The organism is Chryseobacterium sp. PCH239, from assembly GCF_018924625.1.
GTDB classification, from domain to species: domain Bacteria; phylum Bacteroidota; class Bacteroidia; order Flavobacteriales; family Weeksellaceae; genus Chryseobacterium; species Chryseobacterium cucumeris.
The window spans coordinates 3,976,243-3,997,214 of record NZ_CP073027.1 but is presented as its reverse complement, the minus strand read 5'-3'; the positions used below and the strand labels follow the sequence as shown (position 1 = coordinate 3,997,214).

Here is a 20,972-nt window from a genome sequence, read left to right as displayed (position 1 = left end):
AGATGTCGGATAGAAATTGAAAATCTTTCTAAAAATAATTTCAAATAAAAAAAAGAGAAGCAATTATTAAAATTGCTTCTCTTTTTTAGCTTATAGCTTAAGAATTATTTCTTCTTATTTCTTTGTTGTTCCTGAGCTTTTTGCTGCTCCTGAGCCTTCTCCATCATTTCTCTCATTCTCTTCTGGAATTTGCCTTCTGCTTTCGGTTTTTCCTTATTAGACTGAATCTGGGCATGGATTTTCTTTTCATCCAGGATCAAATATTTAATAACAAGGATGATTAGAATGTTAATCGCATTCGATACAAAATAATACCATGAAAGTCCTGAAGCCGAAGTATTAAGGAAGAACAGGAATGTAATCGGGAAGATATACATTAATACCTTCATGTTTGGCATTCCTTCCTGCTGAGGCTGCTGCATATTTCCTGAAGTCATAACAGTATAGATTAAAATAACAACTGTACAGGCTAAAGCGAAAATACTTAAGTGGTCTCCAAGGAAAGGAACTTTAAACGGAAGCTTGATCAAATCATCATACGCTGTCAAATCTTTGGCAAACCAGAACCCTTGGCCTCTAAGATCAATAAAGTTCGGGAAGAAACGGAACAAAGCATAGAAGATAGGAATCTGAACTAATGCCGGTAAACATCCAGCCATCTGATTCACTCCGGCTTTTCTGTACACTTCCATTGTGGCCTGCTGTTTCTTCATTGGATCTGCATCCTTAAATTTGGCATTCACTTCGTCAATTTCCGGACGGATCACCTTCATCATTGCACTAAGCTTGTGCTGCTTATACATAATTGGTGAAAGGATCAGTTTCACAATGATCGTCATTACAAAAATTACCCAACCTGCTGATAATCCCCATGCAGCAATAATGCTATATAACCACATGAAGAAATAACGGTTCATTGCTCCGATAAACGACCAGCCTAAAGGAAGAATTTCATCAAAATTCTTATCGTAAGATTTAAGCAATGGCAAATCCAATGGCATAAAATACCATGTGAAATCCTGGTTCAGTTCACTTCCAGTCATTTGAACGAAACCTTCATAGTTGAATTTCTTCAAATACTCTCCTTCTTCAACATTTTCCTGGTTTCCTTTACTTTGGGTAAATCCGTTTTTAGCTTCGATTACTGAAGAGAAAAACTGCTGCTTTACACCAATCCAGTTAAGGGTTTCTTTTTCTTCTTCCATTGTGGTTCTCCCATCATAATCATAATCTTTATAATTATTGAAAGCATAAGAAAATTCTGAGTGAGACTGCTCCTGAGCTCTACCTTTTTCCAGATTTCTTACATTATAATCCCAGATAAAATCTGCTTTATTATCAGAAGTAATTTTAGAAAGCCCCTGAGTTCTTACTTTAAAATCCAGAGTATATTTGGGTAATAGCGTGTAAATGAATTGAATGACAGCACCATTGTAATCTGCAGTTAAGGTTACCGCATTTCCATTAACAGCTGGTGAGAAAACTAAATCTTTAGTATTAACGATTTTTCCTGTTTTATCTTTAAACTGAAAACCGTAGTTTGAGTTATTCTTAGTGATCAGATAAAGCGGCTGATCTGCATTGTCTGTTTTGTGGTTGTAGGCTTTATAATTTAAAAGTTCTACTTTGGAAACCTGTCCTCCTAAGCTTGAAAATTCAAGTTTTAATTCGTTATTTCCAAGACTTGCTGTCTGGATTGCATTAGGAGTTACATTTGGATTGATATTGCTTGCCTGAGTTTGCTTTACGGCATTTTTTGCCTGTTCCGTTTTCTGCTCCTGAGCTTTCAACTCCGCTTCTTTCGTTTGTTTGTTCTGGAAATAGAACATAAAACCGAAGAGAACAAGGCATAAAACCGCGAAACTAATCATTTGCTTCTTATCGATTCCGTTGTTTTGTTGCATTTTATTTTATATTAAAATTTTAAATTTAAAATGTACGTACGGGTGTACATAATTTGAGCTGACAAAAATACTGTTTTTTTATCAAAACTCTATGCTTTACGTTGTTACTATATAATAAACTCAAGCTGAGAATAATCAGCCTGAGTTTATGGGTAGACGTTTATGATAAAATTTTACCTTATTTCTTTTCGCAAGCTTTGATAAAAGCTCTGAATAGCGGATGCGGTGTTGCTACCGTACTCTTATATTCCGGGTGATACTGAACTCCCACATAGAATGGATGATCAGGTAGTTCCAGCGCTTCTACCAAACCTGTTTCAGGGTTGGTACCTGTAGCAAGGAAACCATTCTTTTCAAATTCCTGAAGATAATCACTATTGAATTCATAACGGTGACGGTGTCTTTCAGAGATATTTTTGTTTCCGTAGATATCGTATAATTTAGAACCGTTTTTCAATGAGCACTTCCATGCTCCAAGACGCATTGTTCCTCCTTTATCTACTACATTTTTCTGTTCTTCCATCAAAGAAATTACAGGATCAGGAGTAGCGGTATCAAATTCCATAGAGTTTGCTTTGGTATGTCCTAAAACATTTCTTGCAAATTCAATCGTCATAATCTGCATTCCTAAACAGATTCCCAACATTGGAATTTTATTTTCTCTTGCATATTTTGCAGTAAGAACTTTTCCTTCAATTCCTCTGTCTCCAAAACCTGGAGCTACAAGGATACCATTCACACCTTTCAGTGTATCTTTGATATTTTCTTCCGTAATATCTCCACTGTATACCCATCTTACTTTTACTTCAGTTTCAAGGTCAGCACCTGCATGTTTGAATGCTTCAGCAATAGAGATATAAGAATCCTGAAGGGAAACATATTTTCCAACCAATGCAATTTCAACAGTTTTCTTAGGGTTCTGGAATTTTTTAAGGAAACTCTTCCAGTCTTTAAGATCAGCATCTTTATCGCTTTTTAGATCCAGTTCTTTCAAAACTACATCATCGAAATTCTGCTTCTGAAGATACATTGGAACTTCATAAATCGTTTCAAGATCTTTACATTCGATAACGTTATCTAAAGGAACGTTACAGAACTGAGCTAATTTTGCTCTCTGATCTTTAGGAATTTTATGTTCTGTTCTACAAACCAAAACATCAGCCATAATTCCGCTTTCCATCAACTGACGAACGGAGTGCTGGGATGGTTTTGTTTTCAATTCTCCACTTGAAGCCAGATAAGGCAGTAAAGTAAGGTGAATCACCATAGAATTGCTCTCTCCCAATTCCCACTTCAACTGACGAACAGTTTCAATGTATGGCAAAGATTCGATATCCCCTACAGTTCCTCCGATCTCAGTAATAATGATATCGTAGTTCTGTTTTGAAAGGATTTTAATTCTACGTTTGATTTCGTTAGTAATATGAGGAATTACCTGAACTGTTTTTCCAAGGAAGTCTCCTTTTCTTTCTTTTTCAATTACAGTCTGGTAAATTTTTCCTGTAGTAACGTTGTTGTTTTGGGATGTAGGAGCATCAAGGTAACGCTCATAGTGGCCTAAATCCAGATCCGTCTCTGCACCATCTTCAGTCACATAACACTCTCCGTGCTCATAAGGATTCAAAGTTCCTGGGTCGATATTGATATAAGGATCTAATTTTTGGATCGTTACATTAAAGCCGCGTGATTTTAGTAGAAGTCCCAGAGAAGCAGAAACGATTCCCTTTCCCAAAGATGAAGTTACACCTCCTGTCACAAAGATGTACTTTGTATTCTTTTTACTCATTAGATTAGGTTTGTGCAAAGTTAGGGGAAAAAGAAATACAAAGCAATCTTTTACATTTTGAAAATGATAAAACATCCCTCAAACAACTATAAAACCAGATAAAATTTTTTATTAAGATTGATATAAACAAATGAAACAAAGCTATAACCAAAAGGATTTTCATCTATCAGCAAAAAAGGTTTTCCACTCACATGGAAAACCTTTTATATTTTATACGTTGAAATATTATTGCTTTACAAGCTCAAAATAAGCAGTTACCTCAACATCTTTCGCGATACCTGCTCCTGATGGGTCATATTTGATTCCATAATCCAGACGGTTTACTGTAAATTTCGTCTGAATTCCCATGACCTCTTTTCCATCTTTATTTTTTGTAATCCCACCCAATGTAACCGGAGCAGTGATTTCTTTCTCTACTCCCTTCATGGTTAGTTTCCCTTTAACGATATAGTTGTTGTTTTTATCTTTTGTAACGGAAGAGCTCTTAAATTCAATCGTAGGGTATTTGGCAACATCGAAAAACTCTTCGCTGATAAGATGTCTGTCTCTCATATCCACTCCGGTATTAATACTAGGAACACTGATAGAAAAGTTTAAATCAGCATTATCCAGATTAGCACCACCAGTGGCTGCTTTTCCGTCAAATTTATCAAACCTTCCCTGTACAAAACTAATCCCCATATGCTTGATATTAAAGTTAACCGATGAATGCATCTGGTCTACCTGCCAGGTTCCCTGTGCAAAAGCTACAATACTTAACAGCACAAACACGAAAGATAAAAATACTTTTTTCATTGTAATGATATTTTACATTAATATTTTAATTGAATCAGGCTAAGATATGAAAGATATTTCTATCGCAGACGTATTAGTTTTTTTATATTAAACCCATTTACATTCTGAAAAAAAAATGCTTTTTTATAACTTCGCAGTATGGCAAAACTGAAAACAGCATATTTCTGTCAAAACTGCGGAACCCAGTATCCTCAATGGCTGGGACAATGTAAAAACTGTGGAGAATGGAACACTTTAGTAGAAGAGGTTGTAGAGAAACCTTCTCATAAAACTCCTCCTTTTTCAAAAACGAAACAACATGTTATCAATATTGTTGAAGTAGAAACCAGCGAAGAACCTAGGATAAAAACCCCTTCTGAAGAACTGAACCGTGTTTTAGGAGGCGGCATCGTTTTGGGGTCTGTAACTTTGATTGGTGGCGAACCGGGCATCGGAAAATCTACCCTTCTGCTTCAGCTTGCTTTGAAAATGAAGAAAAAAGTTTTCTATGTTTCTGGTGAAGAAAGTGCTTCTCAGATCAAAATGAGAGCAGACAGACTTACGGATATTCAAAATCCGAACTGTTTCCTTTTCACAGAAACATCATTGGAAAAAATTCTTCATGAGGCCAAAAAACTGGAGCCGGATTTCATGATTATTGATTCCATTCAAACGCTGCAGTCTCAATTGATAGAAAGTTCCCCGGGAACCGTATCCCAAATCCGGGAATGCTCCAATGAGATCATCAAATATGCCAAAGAAAACAATACGCCTGTCTTTCTTGTAGGACATATTACCAAAGACGGCCAAATTGCCGGACCAAAAGTACTGGAGCACATGGTAGATGTTGTTCTGAATTTTGATGGAGACCGAAATCATCTGTTCAGATTATTGAGAGCTAATAAAAACCGTTTTGGTTCTACCTCCGAAATTGGAATTTATGAAATGATTTCTCAGGGATTAAAAGAGATTAAAAACCCTTCGGAAATACTGATCACCAAGAAGTTTGAGGAACTTTCAGGGAACTCTGTTGCAGTAACTCTGGAAGGAAACAGACCGATGCTTCTTGAAATACAGGCATTGGTAAGTACTGCCGTTTATGGTACTCCTCAAAGAAGCAGCACCGGTTTTGATTCCAAAAGGCTGAATATGCTTTTGGCCGTACTGGAAAAAAGAGCTGGTTTTCAATTGGGAGCAAAAGACGTTTTCCTGAATATTACCGGAGGAATAAAAACAGATGATCCGGCACTGGATCTGGCGGTCATTGCTTCTGTTCTTTCTTCCAATGAAGATATTGCTATTTCTGAACATTACTGTTTTGCCGGAGAAATCGGATTAAGTGGCGAAATCCGTCCGGTAGCACAGATTGAGCAGAGAATTACTGAGGCTGAAAAATTGGGGTATGAGAAAATATTTGTATCCAATCTTAATAAAATCCCGAAAAGAAAATTTGGAATCAAGATTGAAGAAGTGAGTAAAATTGAAGATTTTCATGAGAGACTGTTCTAGAGTGAATGGTCAATTTTGCTTCGCAAGTCAATGGTCAATCAGAATGCGGATAAAAATTCACAAGTGAAGCGAATTCACTTTTCACCTTTCACTATCCACATTTAATTCATACCTTTAAATTATGAATTATCTGGCTCATTCTTTTCTTTCTTTTACTGACGGGCAGATCGTGGGGCAATTTCTCGAAGATTTCATCCGCAACAGAGATCGTTTTTCTTTCCCGAAGGAAATTCAGGACGGAATTACCCTGCACAGAGCTATTGATACTTATACTGATTCTCATCCTGCCATTCATGAAGCCAAAAAGGTATTCGCTCCATTGGTAAGGCTGTATGCAGGTGCGTTTGTAGATGTCTCGATGGATCATTTTGTAGCCAAGGATCTTTCTCTGAATTCTCTTCCGGAATGGAAAGCGCATTCCCTTAAAGTTTATCGTGTTTTAAATGCCTATGAACAATGGCTTCCTGAAAATTTCAAAAAGATGCTTGTAAAAATGGAGCATGATGACTGGCTTTATAATTACCGTGAAGACTGGGGAATTAAATTCAGCATTCAGAATGTTTTGAATAAAGCAAAGTACCTCGATAAGGATATTCCCGTTTTTGAAGCTTTTTTAAAGAACAAAGATCATCTTCAGCAGTGTTACGATGATTTTTTTCCTGATCTGCTGGCCCACGCAAAAGGAATTAATACGTTGCTTCAGCTGGAAAATTAATATTCTCAGAACTGTTTATACAGATAGCGGTTAGGATAGGTAAGTTTTTCACTGTTTCTTTGTCCGTTTACAATAATATGAACAATATTGATCTGATCATCAAAAAGATTATACAGAAAACTTACGGCAGTTTCTACTTTTTTAGGAGTAGCTACAGGTTCTGACTCAAGAAAGATATCTACAGATTCCTGATCTTCTTCATAACCGATATAATTTACTTTTAAAAATTTATTATCAGCCTTTAGCCTGAAATATTCTGAACAGTATTTCTGCAGGGCATCATTCAGTTTCGCCTTATATTTTTCGTCATTAAAATGAAAAGCACCTCCATATTTTTTCCCCAGGCCATTTTCCATGTCATCAAGAAAGAATCTTCCGGTTACTTCAAAGGTTCTGGATTTTGAATTATAATTAATTTCAACAGATCCTACGTGATAGGGGTGAAAAGTCCCACGCTCCGTAAAACTTTGAAAAGTCATTGTTAATAATAAAAGAAAACTCCAAAAAAACTTACCTGACATGAATCTTATTTTACAGCAAATATAAAAAAAGCAGCAATTATAAAAACTGCTGCTTTTCATTGAATATCATAGATGAAGATTTATTGCTTCATTACTTTTTTTGTGATTTTTGTGTTATCCTCCAATGTAATGGTAAACAGGTATGTTCCTCTTACAAATTCAGAAACATCAATTCTACCGGAGTTCTTATCTACATTAACGGTTTTAATCAGTTTCCCAGAAACATCATAAACACTTACTGCACCTTTAGAATATCTGCCTAACGACACGTTTACAAAATCTTTTGCAGGATTCGGAGTGATGTTCACTTCTGAATTTATTTTAACATCCGCTGTCCCTAATGTTGTTCCTGTTTTAACAAAATATCCGCCAAAACCAGTCGTCTGAAAACTCACTTCCCAGTATTGGTAGGTATCATTCCAGATAATATCTGCTATATCAGGAGTAATAACTGTGGCGGTTCCTCCAAAAGAAGCTACGGTTCCTGTAGTACTTGTTCCGCTATATTTTTCAATAAGAAGATTGGCTTTGTTAGCAACATCAGTGGGTGAAGTAGGTAATTTCACTCCATTAGTCAGATTATAAGCATCAAAATCACTCTGCTTGAAATATAAAGTTACTTTTCCGGTAGCCGTCGTAGTATTTGCATCTGAATTGATTTCATATCTTCTTGCAACATAATTTGGCTGTGCATTATCTATCCATACTTTTGAGGTTACATTTCCTGTTACTGTACTGGCTGTTTCTTTTTCTAGCCTTGAGATAAGCTGGCAGGAATTTGTAAAGTAGTTATAGCCATTCGCCACCGTACTGGTTTTCGTCTGGTTAGAAGTTGCTAAATTCTTTACTTCAGCAACATTTTCATAGATTACCGCTCTCATTTTAAGATCAAATGTTCTGGAAGTCCATGTAGTACCGTCAGTAGAAGTTTTAGATCTGCTATTCAGTACAGCATTCTCTGCTTTCATGGCAATTCTTCCTCCTAATCCATTAACAACAATATAAAATTCTTTTCCGGTTACCATCTGTACATTCAAATCTGAAAGATTGATGTAATTCCAGGTATATCTCTGAATATTATTAAGCCATGAAGTAATGGTTTTAGTAGCAATAATATCTCCGGGATTTCCGTTAGCATCTACCTTTCTGATCTGAATATCCACCGGGATATCTGAAGGAATTGAAGATCCTGATACAAATGAGAACCCTCCAAGTTTCCCTGTTAATGTAGGCGTATATCTTACTGCAAGAGCCATATTATCAAAATAATAATTAAATTCTGTATTGGCTACAATGTATGGCTCATCGTAACTTACTGTTTCAAAATTGGATTTCACACATCCTATTTCATCAGTAACAGCTTTATAGATATCCAATTTACCATATCCCCATCTCATATTCGGAACGACACCGGTGGCACCATCCATTCTTGCATTAGCTGTAAGACGGGCTTTCACCTGTGCTGCCGTCAATGAAGGATTAGCCTGCAGTAATAACCCTACTGCTCCAGCTACTCCCGGTGAAGACATACTTGTCCCCTGGTTTTTCACGTAATAATTGGTGCCTGAAATAATGTCTGTTGCTGCGGGAGCAGAATTGCTGGATCTTGATGAAATAACATTCTGGCCTGAACCTGCGATATCCGGCTTTTGAACCCCATCCACTCTTGGTCCCTGTGAACTGAATGAAGAGATAGATTCCTGTGGGGTTGTGGTAGAATAAGCTCCCGTACTATACCAACTTGGTCTTCCCATATAAGAAGCTACCGTGATGGCGTTGGAAGCATTCCCCGGGCTTCCTACAATATATTCATTATCTCCGTTTTGTAAGGTGGTTTGCACTCCCTGACTATACAGCCAGCCGTGGGCTGTGATCTGCTGGGTTCCGTTGTTGGTAATTTCCAATGAATAATTCCCTTGGACATTGGTGGTCCCTGAATTTCTGGTAACTACCAACTGTACATATCTTTTATTGTTGTCGTTACTCCAATAATTATACATAGTTGCGGTAAGACCTCCTCCTAATATAGTATGAGCGGTGTTTGTACTGATATTCTGCGTATACTGCTGTCCGTCCGGAGTGGTTAATTTTGCAGTAACGGGAGTATTGTCATTGGCATACATAATGAATGAGAATACTGAAGCTGCGGAAGTGTTGCTTGCTACAGTAAAGTTATATGTCTGTGCCGCACCGGCTGCAATATCAACTTTTCTGTGAAGATTAGCTCCGTAATCATTACCTGCTGAAATCACAACAACTCTTCCCGCTCCTGAAGTGGTAAAGCTATTAACCGCTACTTCATGGCTTGAAGTTCCATCATGAGCACTACTCTGGCCACCAATACTCATATTGACAACAATAGGTTTATTAAGTGCCGTTGCCACATTTTTAAAATAGGTTAAAGCATTAATGGTATTTGTTGTAGGAAAAGATCCGTTTCCTCCTTTCACAAAAACAATATCTGCATCCGATGAAAATCCTTTATGTCTTTTATCGGTAAAAGCAGAACCATTTCCAGCTGCTGTACCTGAAACATGGGTTCCATGGCCGTTGGTATCATTTTCACGAACAAACCCCGTGGGTGTCCCATCCAGTTCATCTTCGATCTGTGCTTTCGTATATTCTACGCCAGTAGCAAACCCTGCCGGGGCAGTTTCTCCCGCCTGGGCAGTTAAAGTCTGATCCCAAATGGAAACAATTCTGCTCTTGGTCTGATCATCAGATTTTCTGAAATCCGGATGTTTCCAGTCTATTCCACTGTCATAAATTCCTACCAACACTCCTGTTCCATTATAAGCTGTGTTATTGAAAACACCATCCTGCAAAAGACTTGCTCCGGACTGAGCTCGGCTCACATCATTATGAAGTGCATCAAACTCCGGTCCCATTACAGAGGTTACATACGGAAGCTGAGTCAGTCTTTCAATATCTTCAATGGTAACCAAAGCTGTGGAAAAAGCAGGAAATTGGCTTTGTATAAGAAATCCGTCTGCTTTTAATTTTTCAGGCTCTTTAGTATAAACTATACATGAATACATAGTCTGTGCTCCTTTTGAAGTCACCACCAGGTGCTGATCAAGTTTCATATCAGGACGTTCTAGTTCTTTTACAGCTCTTCCGTTAGCAATACTTTCTTTATTTTTCAATAAAAGATCAAACCGGGAATCCAGTTTCTGTACCTGCCCGTAAAAAGCGTAGGAATACAATCCCAAAAAGGCTGCTGTAGCATTTCTAAGAAGCTTCGCTCCTCCACGTGAAATGTTTACATTTGTAAAAAATAATTTTTTGATATCCATATTTCATTTTTAAGCAATACAATTATACAATTTTTATTTAAAACATAAATAATGCAAAATATCAATAAAGATTAAGTGTGAAAATTAAATCAAATAATAAAATTAACAATATTTTAACAATATATTCAAAATATAAAATTTTTTAATCAAAATGCAGGATTTCATTTTTTATTTAAACCTTGGATGGGAACATATTATTTCTCTGGATGCACTGGATCACCAGCTTTTTGTTTTAGCTTTGATAGCTGTGTACTCTTACAGTGACTGGAAAAAAATCCTGATTCTTGTTACCGCATTTACAATCGGGCATTCTATTACCTTAGCTTTAAGCATTCTGGATGTTTTCAGAGTTCCTTCTGACTGGGTGGAGTTTTTAATTCCTTTAACGATTGTTCTTACTTCCATGGATAATATTATCATGAAAAATCAGAAACAGACTTTGATGCGGGCTAATTATTATCTTGCACTGATCTTCGGCCTGGTTCATGGAATGGGATTCGCCAACACAGCAAGAGTAATGATTGCTAAAAGCCAAAGTATTGCGTTACCTCTCCTTGGGTTTAATATTGGTTTGGAGCTTGGCCAGATTGTAATTGTTGCTGCGATTTTAATCATCCTGTTCATTTCACTCAATCTTTTTAAAGTGAATAAAAAAGACTGGATACTCTTTGTTTCTTCCGGAGTATTTGCTTTATCCTTAAAAATGACTTTGGAAAGAATTCCTTTTTAAAAGTTAAATATTCTCATAAATTCAACAGGTAATTACTATCTTTGATCATTAAAAAATCATTTCGGTTATGAAACTAAAAGTTGTTATACTTTCACTTTCTGTATTTGCATATACAGGTTTCACCGCACAAAATATTCAGAATAACCCGGGCAGCAATCACGGCAATAAGTTTGAGCAGCTGGGAACTATTCTGCCAACACCCAACATCTACAGAACAGCTTCAGGAGCTCCCGGTCACGGATACTGGCAGAACAGAGCCGATTACAACATCACTGCTTATCTGGATGAAGATAAAAGAAATCTGAAAGGTTCAGAAACGGTGACTTACTACAATAATTCTCCCGATGAGTTGGATTATATCTGGCTGCAGCTTGATGAAAACGAACACTCAAGCATCAGAAATGCAGGATATGACACTTCATCTGTACTTCGTTCTTCCACTACGGACCAGCAGCTTAAAGTTTCTGAACTTCCTGTAAAAGATAACGGTTATGGTGTAAGTCTTGAAAAAGTAACAGATGCTTCAGGGAATCCATTGAAGTATACGGTGAACAAAACGATGATGCGTATTGATCTTCCAAAAGTTTTGAAAAAGGGAGAGAAATTCGTTTTCAAAGTAGACTGGAACTACAATATCTCTGACAGAATTAAAATGGGAGGCCGAGGAGGTTTTGAAAACTTCCCTGAAGATGGCAATGACCTGTATACTATGGCACAATGGTACCCAAGAATGTGCGTGTATAGTGACTTCCAGGGCTGGCAAAACCACCAGTTTACAGGAAGAGGTGAATTTGCCTTGGCCTTTGGAGACTTTAAGGTTTCCATGAATGTACCTGCCGATCATATTGTTGGCGGAACAGGAGAATGTAAAAATTATGATCAGGTATTAACTTCTGATCAGCTTTCAAGATACAGAAAAGCAGAAAATGCTTCTGAACCTATAGAAATTGTAACGTTAGACGAAGCTAAAAAAGCGGAGAAAAATCATTCAAAACAAAGAAAAACATGGGTTTTCGAAGCGAAAGATGTTCGTGATTTTGCATGGACTTCTTCCAGAAAGTTTGTCTGGGACGGAATGCGTGTAACGATTCCTGAAAACAACAATAAAGTAATGGCTATGAGTTTCTATCCAAAAGAATCTTATGCCCTTTACAGAAAGTTTTCTACAAAAGCGGTAGCTCATACCATTAAAACGTATTCAGAATTTACGATTCCTTATCCATATCCTGTAGCACAATCCGTAGAAGCAGCCAACGGAATGGAATACCCGATGATCTGTTTCAATTTTGGCAGAACCGAAAAAGACGGAACCTATTCTGAAGGAACCAAAAACGGAATGATTGGAGTAATTATTCATGAAGTTGGACACAACTTCTTCCCAATGATCATCAATTCTGACGAAAGACAATGGGCATGGATGGACGAAGGCCTGAATACCTTCACAGAATATCTTACAGAAGAAAAGTGGGATAATAAATTCCCATCCAAAAGAGGACCGGCATGGACGATCGTAGATTATATGAAACTTCCGAAAGATCAGCTGGAACCTATCATGAGCAACTCTGAAAATATTGTTCAGTATGGTCCGAACGCCTATTCAAAACCTGCTACAGGACTGAATATTCTTCGTGAAACAATCATGGGAAGGGAACTTTTCGACAAAGCATTTAAAACCTATGCGAAAAGATGGGCATTCAAGCATCCTGAACCCGCAGATTTATTCCGTACCATGGAAGATGCCAGTGGTGAAGACCTTGACTGGTTCTGGAGAGGCTGGTTCTACGGTACAGATCCTGTAGATATTGCTATTGATAAAGTAACGGTTGCTGTTCCTAATCTTGAGAGTGATCCAAAAGCTGCTGCTGAAGTACAATATCAGGTTGAAAAACCATTGGTAAACAGTTTTGAGGATCTTTCAAAAATCAGAAACAGAGAAGATAAGAATATCAAATTCTATGTAGATGGTGATAAAGATGTTCAGGATTTCTATTACAAATATGACAGAGGTCAGGAAAAGATTGATAATAATAAGCAATACACCATCAAAACAGAGGCAGGTCTTCCTTTAGATGCAAAGGATAAAGAGAAATTCAAAAATATTACAGGATATCAGATCGATTTTGTGAACAAAGGTGGTCTGGTAATGCCAATCATTCTTGAATTCACGTTTGAAGACGGATCAAAAGTATATGACAAATCTGCAGCACAGATCTGGAGACTGAATGAACAAAAAGTTTCCAAGACGTATTATTTTGATAAGAAATTAAAATCTATTCAGCTGGATCCAATGAGAGAAACTGCTGATATTGATACAACCAATAATTTCTGGAGCAGCACCGGAACGGGTACTGAAACTTCAAAATTCCAACTTTTCAAACAAAAACAGGGAAGAGGTTCTGTAAGAGGAGGTTCAACCGGAAAGGTTAATCCAATGCAGGCCGCAGGAAAAAGTTAAAATCAAAAGGTTGTAACTTTTAAGTAATACAGCACTACTTCATATTAAAAGGGCAAAGAATACTTCTTATAACCTTTTTAATATGAAGTATTTTTTTGTTTAAACCTTTTCATCCCAAGTTCATTCATCCATTGAACTACCTTACAATACCAACACCTTTCTTTCGTCTATAAAAAATATAACAACCTGACTTAAAAAGTTTTATATTTGAATAAACATCAACATCAATGTCAAAAACCTGATTGACAATAAATGTTCAGGATTAAAAAAACAAAATATTACTTATGAAAAATGCCAAATTACTAAGCAGAGATGCTCAGAAAACGATCAATGGCGGGCTTGCTGCCAGACTCGTATGCTGCGAACGCGACGACAACGGAAAATGTACTTTATGGATCGGACCGGGACAAAACTGTCCTTAGTTCTGTCATCTGATAACAATTTTTATAAAGTCGGAAATTTCCGGCTTTATCTTTTTTTCTTATTATATATTTTACTTACAACCTGATAATCAAAATTTTATTATAAAAAAACAACTATAATATATCACACAATAAAGAAAAATACTATCTTTGATTCACTTCTTTTACACCAAATGTCAAAATCCTGATTGACTTTAAATGTTCAGGGATATACAAAACAAAATATTATTAACTATGAAAAACGCTAAATTATTAAGCAGAGATGCTCAGAAATCAGTCAATGGCGGAGCAGCAGGACGTATTTGCTGTGAGTACAATTACAAAGGACAATGTATCCTGTGGATCGGACCGGGACAATATTGCCCATAGTTCCAATCCTTAGATAACAATTTAAGATAAAGCTGGAAATATTCCGGCTTTATTTTTTAACTTAAATGTTCTTTTACATTCTTTTTATAAGTTCTCCCTAACGGAAGCTCATCGCCGTTTTTCAAAAAAACATGGCTGGAATTATACGAATTGATATGTTCTGATAACACAATATAAGACTTGTGAATTCTGATAAAACCGAAATGTTGAAACTTCTCTTCAAAATTGGACATTCTCTCCAGAATCATATACTTTTTCAACGGCGTCATCAGGACAATATATTCTCCGAATCCCTGTATCCAGAGAATATCTTTTAGAAAAACTTTATTCATCACATAATTGGATTTGAACATAATAAAGTCTTCCTGCTGATGACTGCTGGCTGAGCTTTTAAACTGAACAAAATCCCTTGCTTTATGGACTGCTTTTTTAAAGGTATCAAAATCCACAGGTTTGATAAGGTAATGAACAACATCCAGCTCAAAGGCTTTCACTGCATATTTTGTTTCCAGGGTAAGAAAAATACATAGTGGCGGATCAGGAAGCTGCTGCAAAAGCTCTACTCCATTAATACCAGGCATATTGATATCGAAAACAACAAGATCTACTTTATTGGTTTTCAGAAATGCCAGTGCTTCTTCCGGTTTCTGAAATGAAGCCAGCAGTTCAACCTCTTCAAGCTGATCGCAATATTGTTTTACAAGCTGCAATGCAGGATATTCATCATCTACATTTACGATAGTCAGATTAGCCATTGATAGTAATTGTTAAAGCTATTTTATATTGATCATTTTCTTTCGGTCCGGAATAAAACTCATACTGATCCGGATAAAATTTTTCCAATATATGAATAATTGCTTCGTTACCCAACCCGTGATAATCAGATTCAGCGACAAGAGTTCTCTCTTTCCCGACAGAATTTATAATTTCAAAATACAGTTCAGAGCGCTCAATATAACAGAATAATTTTATAAAAGCGTGAGCATCTTCTCCAATTGCTGAATGTTTTAAAGCGTTTTCAAATAAAGTCAAAAGTATAGCAGACGGGATTTCCGCAATGTCAAATTCTTCCTGATCTTCAATATCCATGACAATATCAAGCTGATTATTATATTTAAGCTGATACAGCGCAGCAAGTGCTTTTAATGAAGAAAATTCCTGAGAAACGGTTACTTTTTCTTTTCCGCTGTCATAAATAATATATTTCAAAAGTTTGCTCAACTGCAAAATAGAATCCGAAGTTTTCTCTGAATGGGTAAAACTATTGGCATATATATTATTAAGCGTATTCAACAAAAAATGAGGATTCAGTTTAGATTTCAGTAAATCAAGATAAAGCTGATCTTTCTCTTCTCCAAGGCTGATCACATCCTGTTCTATTAAAAATTTGTCTTTGGTAATTCCCAAAAAAGAACCCACCAGAATGATAATTCCCTGTGAAATGTAAACATTATACAGAAACCCGACATGGTAACCTTCTCTGCTGAAATCCATCTGGAAAACTGCAGGCTCCCACAATATCCTGAAAAGACTTGACCCTAAAAAAAGAATTAAAGCATAGAGAATAAATTCCGGGTATTTATTGGATAAATAGAACCGGGGAACCAGATAATAGTACACCAGATAGTAAATTCCCACATTGAAAATGGTGTTCAAAATAATGCTTATTACCAACTGAGTTGAGTCCAGGAAGTAGTTTTCGGTGAAATAAGTCATCAAAATGAAGATAAAAAGGAAAAAAATGTGCTGAAACCTCAACAAAAATTTCCAACGGTATTTCATAAGACTTTCCAGAATCTTACCACTAAATAAAATTCTGATAATCAATAATATAATAATAAAATTAATGATTAAAAACATAGTCCATACCTTATTTTGAAACGCCTCAAATATAAATATCTTTTTGCCTCAAAATGCAGTTCGTTGAGAAAAACTGTCATTGATTGAAAAATTCCAGAGCCGCTCTTTCTAATAAATATATTTGAAAAAGTACAATATTAACCCAATATTATATGAAAATCAATATAAAATTAACCCTTATTTTATCATTATGTTTATTCAACGGACTGTATAGTCAGAGTAAAGATAATTACAATATGTGGTTTCAGTACCTGATGTCGGCAAAGCTTACCGATAAAAGTACTTTAACTGCACTTACCCAGTACCGTTCCTTCGATCTGGCTTATGATACAAGACTTTTTCTGGTAAATGCCTATGTAGATTATGAAGTAGCTGAAAATATTAGACCTGCAGCAGGAGCTATGTTTCTGATCCTCGAATCTTATAATGCCGACGATTCTAAAAAGATAAGATATGAAAAAAGACCTTTCCAGCAGGTAACTGCGGAGTATTTCATCGGGAGAACCTCCATCTCTAACCGCCTTAGAGTGGAAGAACGTTTCCTCAGCAATCCCGATGAATTTGAGGTAAGACTCCGGTATCTGATCTCTGTCCGTATTCCCTTCAACAAAAAAGGAGAAAAAGAAAAACTCTATGGTATTCTTAAAAATGAAATAAGAATGAATGTGGATAAAACAGAGCCTTTCGACAGTAATCGTATTACCGCAGGCCTTGGAATAAAAGTGGGAAAAAATTCTGCTCTGGAACTGGCCTTTATCAATCAGATGGAAACCGGAAAAACAAGTAACTACGGATTTATAGGCTTCAGAAACAGTTTTGACTGGAGAAAAAAGAAACAACAATAACCTCATTAATATTTATAGATAACTATGCTAACATTTCTTGGTTTTTTAATGATTTTCATCTTCATGATTCTCATCATGAACAAAAAGATGACTCCTCTCACCGCTTTGGTCATTGTGCCGATAACCATAGCCCTTTTTGCAGGCTTTGGTCCTCAGTTGGGAGACATGATGAAAAACGGTGTCAAAGAAATAGCTCTGACCGGTGTTATGCTGATCTTTGCGATCCTTTATTTCAGTTTAATGATAGATACGGGACTTTTTGAACCGCTAGTGAATATAATTTTAAAAGCAGTTGGAGACAATCCCATCAAAACAACAATAGGAACTGCTGTTCTTACAGCATTGGTTTCATTGGATGGTGATGGTTCATCCACCTATTTAATTGTCGTGGCTGCTATGCTTCCGTTGTATAAAAAACAAGGGATGAATCCGCTGATTCTTACCTGTATTATTATGCTTGCCGGGCAGATTATGAATATTCTTCCCTGGGGAGGACCAACAGCAAGGGTAATGAGTTCCCTGAAGCTTGGCCACACTGAAATATTCGTGCCTATGATTCCTATTATGGCAATAGGGATTCTGTGGGTTATATTTGTTGCTTATATTTTGGGCAGAAGAGAAAAAATACGAATTGCAAAACATGGTAAGTTTACAAACTACAACAGCAATGATATTATTGGTGAAGCAGATCCTTCACTCCGCCGCCCGAAACTGATTCTGATCAATCTTGCTCTTACCATTACCCTTTTGGTAGTCATGATTCTTGATATTGTTCCTTTAGGGATTGCCTTTATGATTGCTTTCTGTATCGCTTCCATCATCAATTATCCAAAATTAAAAGACCAGCAGAAAATAATTTCCAAACATGCAGGAAATGCCCTATCAGTGGCCGGAATGATCTTTGGGGCCGGAATTTTTACGGGAATCCTGAACGGATCGGGTATTATGCAGGCAATGGGAAACAGTATGATAGAAATAGTTCCTAAGAGCTGGGGCGGTTATATGAATATTGTGACAGCCTTATTCAGTATCCCGTTTACTTTTTTCCTGTCTAATGATGCCTACTACTTTGGAATATTGCCTATTATCGTTGCTACCGGTCACCAATTGGGAATTTCACCGGAAATATTGGGAAGAGCAAGTCTTATCGGGCAGGGTTCTCACCTTCTGAGTCCATTGGTTCCGTCTACTTATCTGTTGGTATCGCTGGCGGGTGTGGAGTTTTCAGATCATTTGAAATATACATTAAAGTGGGCCTTGGGATCATCAGTCATCATGTTGCTGAGTGCATTGGTTCTTGGTATTATATAAGGTTATATCTTTGAATTTCGTAATCTTATTATCTATAAAAAAGTGAATGATGAAAACTGTTAAGCAAAAAACATTTACAGACTCGTATTTAAGAAACCTTACCCTGTATGTTTTCACAGCTATTATCTGTGGCGCATTAACGGGTTATTATTTTCCGGAAGTCGGTAAACAGCTGGAAAAGGTAAGCAGTTACTTTTTTATGCTTCTTGAGGTGTTGATCATTCCTGTTATTTTCATTGCGGTGACTTATGGCGTAAGCTATATTTTCAGCACTAAAAATGCTTTTAAAATTGTAATCCAGATGGTTCTGTATTTTTAATCATCACTTCCATAAGCATTGTATTGGGAATCGGTTCCGGTCTTCTTTTAAAGCCGGGAGCCAACACGGGAATTATTATTTCTTCGCACAAGGCACTTCCGGAAAGATTTTTAACAACGGCCAACAACCCTCTGCATATCAGCAACTATGTACTTTTTCTTTTCATATCCATATCTGCGGGAATTGTGATTGGTATTTCGAAGAAGAGAAATAACATCTTTAAAGCTTTAGACGCAGGAAGAAATCTGTTTTTCAGGCTCATCAAATATGTGTACCTGTTTCTACCAATAGTCATTTTCTGTAATATCGCTTATGGCATTTCGGTATATGGAATCAATACTTTGCTGCCTTTAAGTAAAATTGTGGCCACCGTATATCTTACCAGTGTATTTTTTATTTTCGGAATATTAGGGATTGTAACGGCTTACTTTAAAATTAATCTTTGGGATTTTTTAATCAGTATTAAAGAAGAAATTATTCTGGTAGTAGCCACTTCTTCTTCCAAGATGGCATTCCCCATGATTTTTGACAAAATGGAATCTCAGGGTTATGACCGGAAGATTCTTCGTCTTATTATTCCTCTCGGGTACAATTTTAATCTGGCGGGAGCCTGCATTTATCTTTCAATATCGTGTATTTTCCTCGTTCAGCTTTACAATATTTCCCTTACGCCAATGGATTATTTCTGGCTTTTTATCACCATTTCAATTGCTTCCAAAACAGCTTCGGGAGTACCGGGATCAGGCTTTCTTGCGCTGATGTTTACCCTAAGCAGGTTTGGAAAAGTTCCCACCACAGATCTTGCGCTGTTGTACAGTGTAGACCGCTTTATGAACGAAGCCAGATCTGTCACCAATTTCATCGGCATTTCAGTTTCCGCTGCCATTATTTCAAAACTTAATCAAAATTCTATTTCCTTAAAAAATGATGTTTCCTGATTTTACACACCTTCTCAATGACATATTAGAAAACCCTGCAAAATCGATAGCCATTATCGGCAATCTGATCCTTATTGAAAGCCTTCTCTCCGTAGACAATGCTGCCGTATTGGCAACCATCGTCATGGACCTGCCCGAACATCAAAGAAAAAAAGCCCTGAAATACGGAATTCTTGGAGCTTATATATTTCGCGGGCTTGCTCTTATTTTCGCCTCCGTACTCATTTCCGTCTGGTGGCTGAAACCACTGGGAGGATTCTATCTGATTTATATTTCCTTTGACTGGTTCATCAAAAAAATTAAAAACACAAATGATGAAGAAAATCCTGAGGAAAGCCCGAACAAAGAATCCAGCTGGCTGTATAAAAATTCCATCGGATTGCTAGGTCAATTCTGGGCAACGGTTGCTATTGTGGAAGTAATGGATCTTGCTTTCTCCATAGATAATGTTTTTGCAGCAGTGGCTTTTTCAGATAATTTACTTCTGATTACATTGGGGGTTTTTATTGGAATTTTAGCGATGAGATTTATTGCACAGTGGTTTGTCCGTTTGATGCAGGTATTTCCTTTCCTGGAAACTGCAGCTTTTATTGTCATTGCTATTTTAGGAATTAAACTAAGTTTGTCACTATTTGAGCACTTCTACCCTGCTACGGTATTCGCTCAGTTTTTAGCCAGCCATACCATGGAAATTTTAGTTTCCGCCATTACCGTTCTGTTGTTTGTAGTACCGGTAGCAACCAGTTATCTTTTGGGATTTCCGGCCCGCAAAAAATAATTTTTCTGCCAAATTTTCACATTCGGAAATAAAAATCTGCCATTTCAGCCATCAGCGTCTCATGGCATACATTTAGAGAATTACAACACAGAAATAATTAAAAAATTAAATATATTATGTCAGTAAACTTTAAACCATTGGCAGACAGAGTTCTGGTAGAGCCAATCGCAGCAGAAACTAAAACAGCTTCAGGAATCATTATCCCGGACACTGCAAAGGAAAAGCCGCAAGAAGGTACTGTAGTAGCAGTAGGTCCTGGTAAAAAAGACGAGCCTACAACGGTTCAGGTAGGTGACAAAGTACTTTATGGTAAATATTCAGGTTCTGAATTGAAGTTGGAAGGTAAAGATTATTTGATCGTAAGAGAAGCTGATTTATTGGGAATTATTGGCTAAGATTTCAGATCACAGACATCAGATTTCAGATTAAAAATCAAATTA

At 36.8% G+C, this 20,972-nt stretch carries 17 protein-coding genes and 1 pseudogene; 11 read left to right on the top strand and 7 right to left on the bottom strand.

Going from position 1 to position 20,972, the window contains the following annotated elements; all coding sequences use genetic code 11:
• Positions 1 to 104 precede the first annotated feature (104 nt).
• The 3 genes from yidC to KBP46_RS18485 all read right to left on the bottom strand — a co-directional run bounded on the left by yidC (position 105) and on the right by KBP46_RS18485 (position 4,485).
• Positions 105 to 1,904: a membrane protein insertase YidC gene (gene yidC, locus KBP46_RS18495; protein ID WP_062675903.1), complete on the bottom strand. Its 1,800-nt coding sequence runs from the start codon at positions 1,902 to 1,904 to the stop codon at positions 105 to 107.
• Positions 1,905 to 2,082: 178 nt separating this feature from the next.
• Entirely contained in the window at positions 2,083 to 3,690 is a 1,608-nt protein-coding gene (locus KBP46_RS18490) for a CTP synthase (protein ID WP_110008139.1), read from the bottom strand.
• A gap of 225 nt (positions 3,691 to 3,915) precedes the next feature.
• Positions 3,916 to 4,485, bottom strand: coding sequence for a YceI family protein (locus tag KBP46_RS18485; RefSeq protein ID WP_123279136.1), 570 nt, complete (start codon positions 4,483 to 4,485; stop codon positions 3,916 to 3,918).
• Between the two features lie 138 nt (positions 4,486 to 4,623).
• Here KBP46_RS18485 and radA point away from each other — a divergent pair, with 138 nt between their 5' ends.
• Both radA and KBP46_RS18475 read left to right on the top strand, forming a co-directional pair.
• Positions 4,624 to 5,973 carry a DNA repair protein RadA gene (gene radA / locus KBP46_RS18480; RefSeq protein ID WP_062675900.1) on the top strand — a complete coding sequence of 450 codons (1,350 nt, stop codon included), beginning with the start codon at positions 4,624 to 4,626 and terminating at the stop codon, positions 5,971 to 5,973.
• A 121-nt stretch (positions 5,974 to 6,094) separates the two neighbouring features.
• Positions 6,095 to 6,688, top strand: coding sequence for an ACP phosphodiesterase (locus tag KBP46_RS18475; protein WP_062675899.1), 594 nt, complete (start codon positions 6,095 to 6,097; stop codon positions 6,686 to 6,688).
• Positions 6,689 to 6,693: 5 nt separating this feature from the next.
• Here KBP46_RS18475 and KBP46_RS18470 read toward each other — a convergent pair whose 3' ends face one another.
• Together KBP46_RS18470 and KBP46_RS18465 are read right to left on the bottom strand one after the other, a co-directional pair.
• A complete protein-coding gene (locus KBP46_RS18470) occupies positions 6,694 to 7,167 on the bottom strand; it encodes a DUF6702 family protein (protein ID WP_228436832.1) in 474 nt (157 codons plus the stop codon).
• 122 nt (positions 7,168 to 7,289) lie between these two features.
• Entirely contained in the window at positions 7,290 to 10,505 is a 3,216-nt protein-coding gene (locus KBP46_RS18465) for a S8 family serine peptidase (RefSeq protein ID WP_216443863.1), read from the bottom strand.
• 151 nt (positions 10,506 to 10,656) lie between these two features.
• On the opposite strand from KBP46_RS18465, the gene KBP46_RS18460 reads away from it, so the two are divergent.
• The 4 genes from KBP46_RS18460 to KBP46_RS24055 all read left to right on the top strand — a co-directional run bounded on the left by KBP46_RS18460 (position 10,657) and on the right by KBP46_RS24055 (position 14,481).
• Positions 10,657 to 11,235 (top strand): HupE/UreJ family protein, encoded by a 579-nt coding sequence (locus tag KBP46_RS18460; RefSeq protein ID WP_120232843.1) that lies wholly within the window; start codon positions 10,657 to 10,659, stop codon positions 11,233 to 11,235.
• Positions 11,236 to 11,302: 67 nt separating this feature from the next.
• The gene (locus KBP46_RS18455; RefSeq protein ID WP_216443862.1) at positions 11,303 to 13,690 is read left to right on the top strand and encodes a M1 family metallopeptidase; all 2,388 of its coding nucleotides are present in this window, start codon (positions 11,303 to 11,305) and stop codon (positions 13,688 to 13,690) included.
• Positions 13,691 to 13,974: 284 nt separating this feature from the next.
• Entirely contained in the window at positions 13,975 to 14,112 is a 138-nt protein-coding gene (locus tag KBP46_RS18450; protein WP_167348788.1) for a hypothetical protein, read from the top strand.
• Positions 14,113 to 14,346: 234 nt separating this feature from the next.
• On the top strand, positions 14,347 to 14,481 hold the full coding sequence (locus KBP46_RS24055) for a hypothetical protein (RefSeq protein WP_262486832.1): 135 nt from the start codon (positions 14,347 to 14,349) through the stop codon (positions 14,479 to 14,481).
• Positions 14,482 to 14,537: 56 nt separating this feature from the next.
• On the opposite strand, the gene KBP46_RS18445 is transcribed toward KBP46_RS24055, so the two are convergent.
• Together KBP46_RS18445 and KBP46_RS18440 are read right to left on the bottom strand one after the other, a co-directional pair.
• The gene (locus KBP46_RS18445; protein ID WP_216443861.1) at positions 14,538 to 15,236 is read right to left on the bottom strand and encodes a LytTR family DNA-binding domain-containing protein; all 699 of its coding nucleotides are present in this window, start codon (positions 15,234 to 15,236) and stop codon (positions 14,538 to 14,540) included.
• Positions 15,229 to 16,197: a sensor histidine kinase gene (locus KBP46_RS18440; RefSeq protein ID WP_228432421.1), complete on the bottom strand. Its 969-nt coding sequence runs from the start codon at positions 16,195 to 16,197 to the stop codon at positions 15,229 to 15,231. Before KBP46_RS18440 ends, KBP46_RS18445 begins: the two co-directional genes overlap by 8 nt.
• Before the next feature lie 296 nt (positions 16,198 to 16,493).
• Here KBP46_RS18440 and KBP46_RS18435 point away from each other — a divergent pair, with 296 nt between their 5' ends.
• The 5 genes and pseudogenes from KBP46_RS18435 (at position 16,494) to groES (ending at position 20,927) form a co-directional block, all read left to right on the top strand.
• Positions 16,494 to 17,186, top strand: a complete 693-nt coding sequence (locus KBP46_RS18435; RefSeq protein ID WP_062675893.1) for a DUF2490 domain-containing protein — start codon at positions 16,494 to 16,496, stop codon at positions 17,184 to 17,186.
• A gap of 24 nt (positions 17,187 to 17,210) precedes the next feature.
• Positions 17,211 to 18,497, top strand: coding sequence for a CitMHS family transporter (locus KBP46_RS18430; protein WP_216443860.1), 1,287 nt, complete (start codon positions 17,211 to 17,213; stop codon positions 18,495 to 18,497).
• Between the two features lie 46 nt (positions 18,498 to 18,543).
• Positions 18,544 to 19,754, top strand: a pseudogene (locus KBP46_RS18425) (cation:dicarboxylase symporter family transporter).
• Positions 19,741 to 20,532, top strand: coding sequence for a TerC family protein (locus KBP46_RS18420; protein WP_216443859.1), 792 nt, complete (start codon positions 19,741 to 19,743; stop codon positions 20,530 to 20,532). The pseudogene KBP46_RS18425 and the gene KBP46_RS18420 overlap by 14 nt, the downstream one beginning before the upstream one ends.
• 116 nt (positions 20,533 to 20,648) lie before the next feature.
• Positions 20,649 to 20,927: a co-chaperone GroES gene (gene groES, locus KBP46_RS18415; protein WP_002976538.1), complete on the top strand. Its 279-nt coding sequence runs from the start codon at positions 20,649 to 20,651 to the stop codon at positions 20,925 to 20,927.
• Positions 20,928 to 20,972 lie beyond the last annotated feature (45 nt).

Bases quoted from the DNA above. Each gene is read 5' to 3' on its own strand.
- yidC (WP_062675903.1), bottom strand. From the start codon at position 1,904: ATGCAACAAAACAACGGAATCGATAAGAAGCAAATGATTAGTTTCGCG.
- KBP46_RS18490 (WP_110008139.1), bottom strand. From the start codon at position 3,690: ATGAGTAAAAAGAATACAAAGTACATCTTTGTGACAGGAGGTGTAACT.
- KBP46_RS18485 (WP_123279136.1), bottom strand. From the start codon at position 4,485: ATGAAAAAAGTATTTTTATCTTTCGTGTTTGTGCTGTTAAGTATTGTA.
- radA (WP_062675900.1), top strand. From the start codon at position 4,624: ATGGCAAAACTGAAAACAGCATATTTCTGTCAAAACTGCGGAACCCAG.
- KBP46_RS18475 (WP_062675899.1), top strand. From the start codon at position 6,095: ATGAATTATCTGGCTCATTCTTTTCTTTCTTTTACTGACGGGCAGATC.
- KBP46_RS18470 (WP_228436832.1), bottom strand. From the start codon at position 7,167: ATGACTTTTCAAAGTTTTACGGAGCGTGGGACTTTTCACCCCTATCAC.
- KBP46_RS18465 (WP_216443863.1), bottom strand. From the start codon at position 10,505: ATGGATATCAAAAAATTATTTTTTACAAATGTAAACATTTCACGTGGA.
- KBP46_RS18460 (WP_120232843.1), top strand. From the start codon at position 10,657: ATGCAGGATTTCATTTTTTATTTAAACCTTGGATGGGAACATATTATT.
- KBP46_RS18455 (WP_216443862.1), top strand. From the start codon at position 11,303: ATGAAACTAAAAGTTGTTATACTTTCACTTTCTGTATTTGCATATACA.
- KBP46_RS18450 (WP_167348788.1), top strand. From the start codon at position 13,975: ATGAAAAATGCCAAATTACTAAGCAGAGATGCTCAGAAAACGATCAAT.
- KBP46_RS24055 (WP_262486832.1), top strand. From the start codon at position 14,347: ATGAAAAACGCTAAATTATTAAGCAGAGATGCTCAGAAATCAGTCAAT.
- KBP46_RS18445 (WP_216443861.1), bottom strand. From the start codon at position 15,236: ATGGCTAATCTGACTATCGTAAATGTAGATGATGAATATCCTGCATTG.
- KBP46_RS18440 (WP_228432421.1), bottom strand. From the start codon at position 16,197: ATGACTTATTTCACCGAAAACTACTTCCTGGACTCAACTCAGTTGGTA.
- KBP46_RS18435 (WP_062675893.1), top strand. From the start codon at position 16,494: ATGAAAATCAATATAAAATTAACCCTTATTTTATCATTATGTTTATTC.
- KBP46_RS18430 (WP_216443860.1), top strand. From the start codon at position 17,211: ATGCTAACATTTCTTGGTTTTTTAATGATTTTCATCTTCATGATTCTC.
- KBP46_RS18420 (WP_216443859.1), top strand. From the start codon at position 19,741: ATGATGTTTCCTGATTTTACACACCTTCTCAATGACATATTAGAAAAC.
- groES (WP_002976538.1), top strand. From the start codon at position 20,649: ATGTCAGTAAACTTTAAACCATTGGCAGACAGAGTTCTGGTAGAGCCA.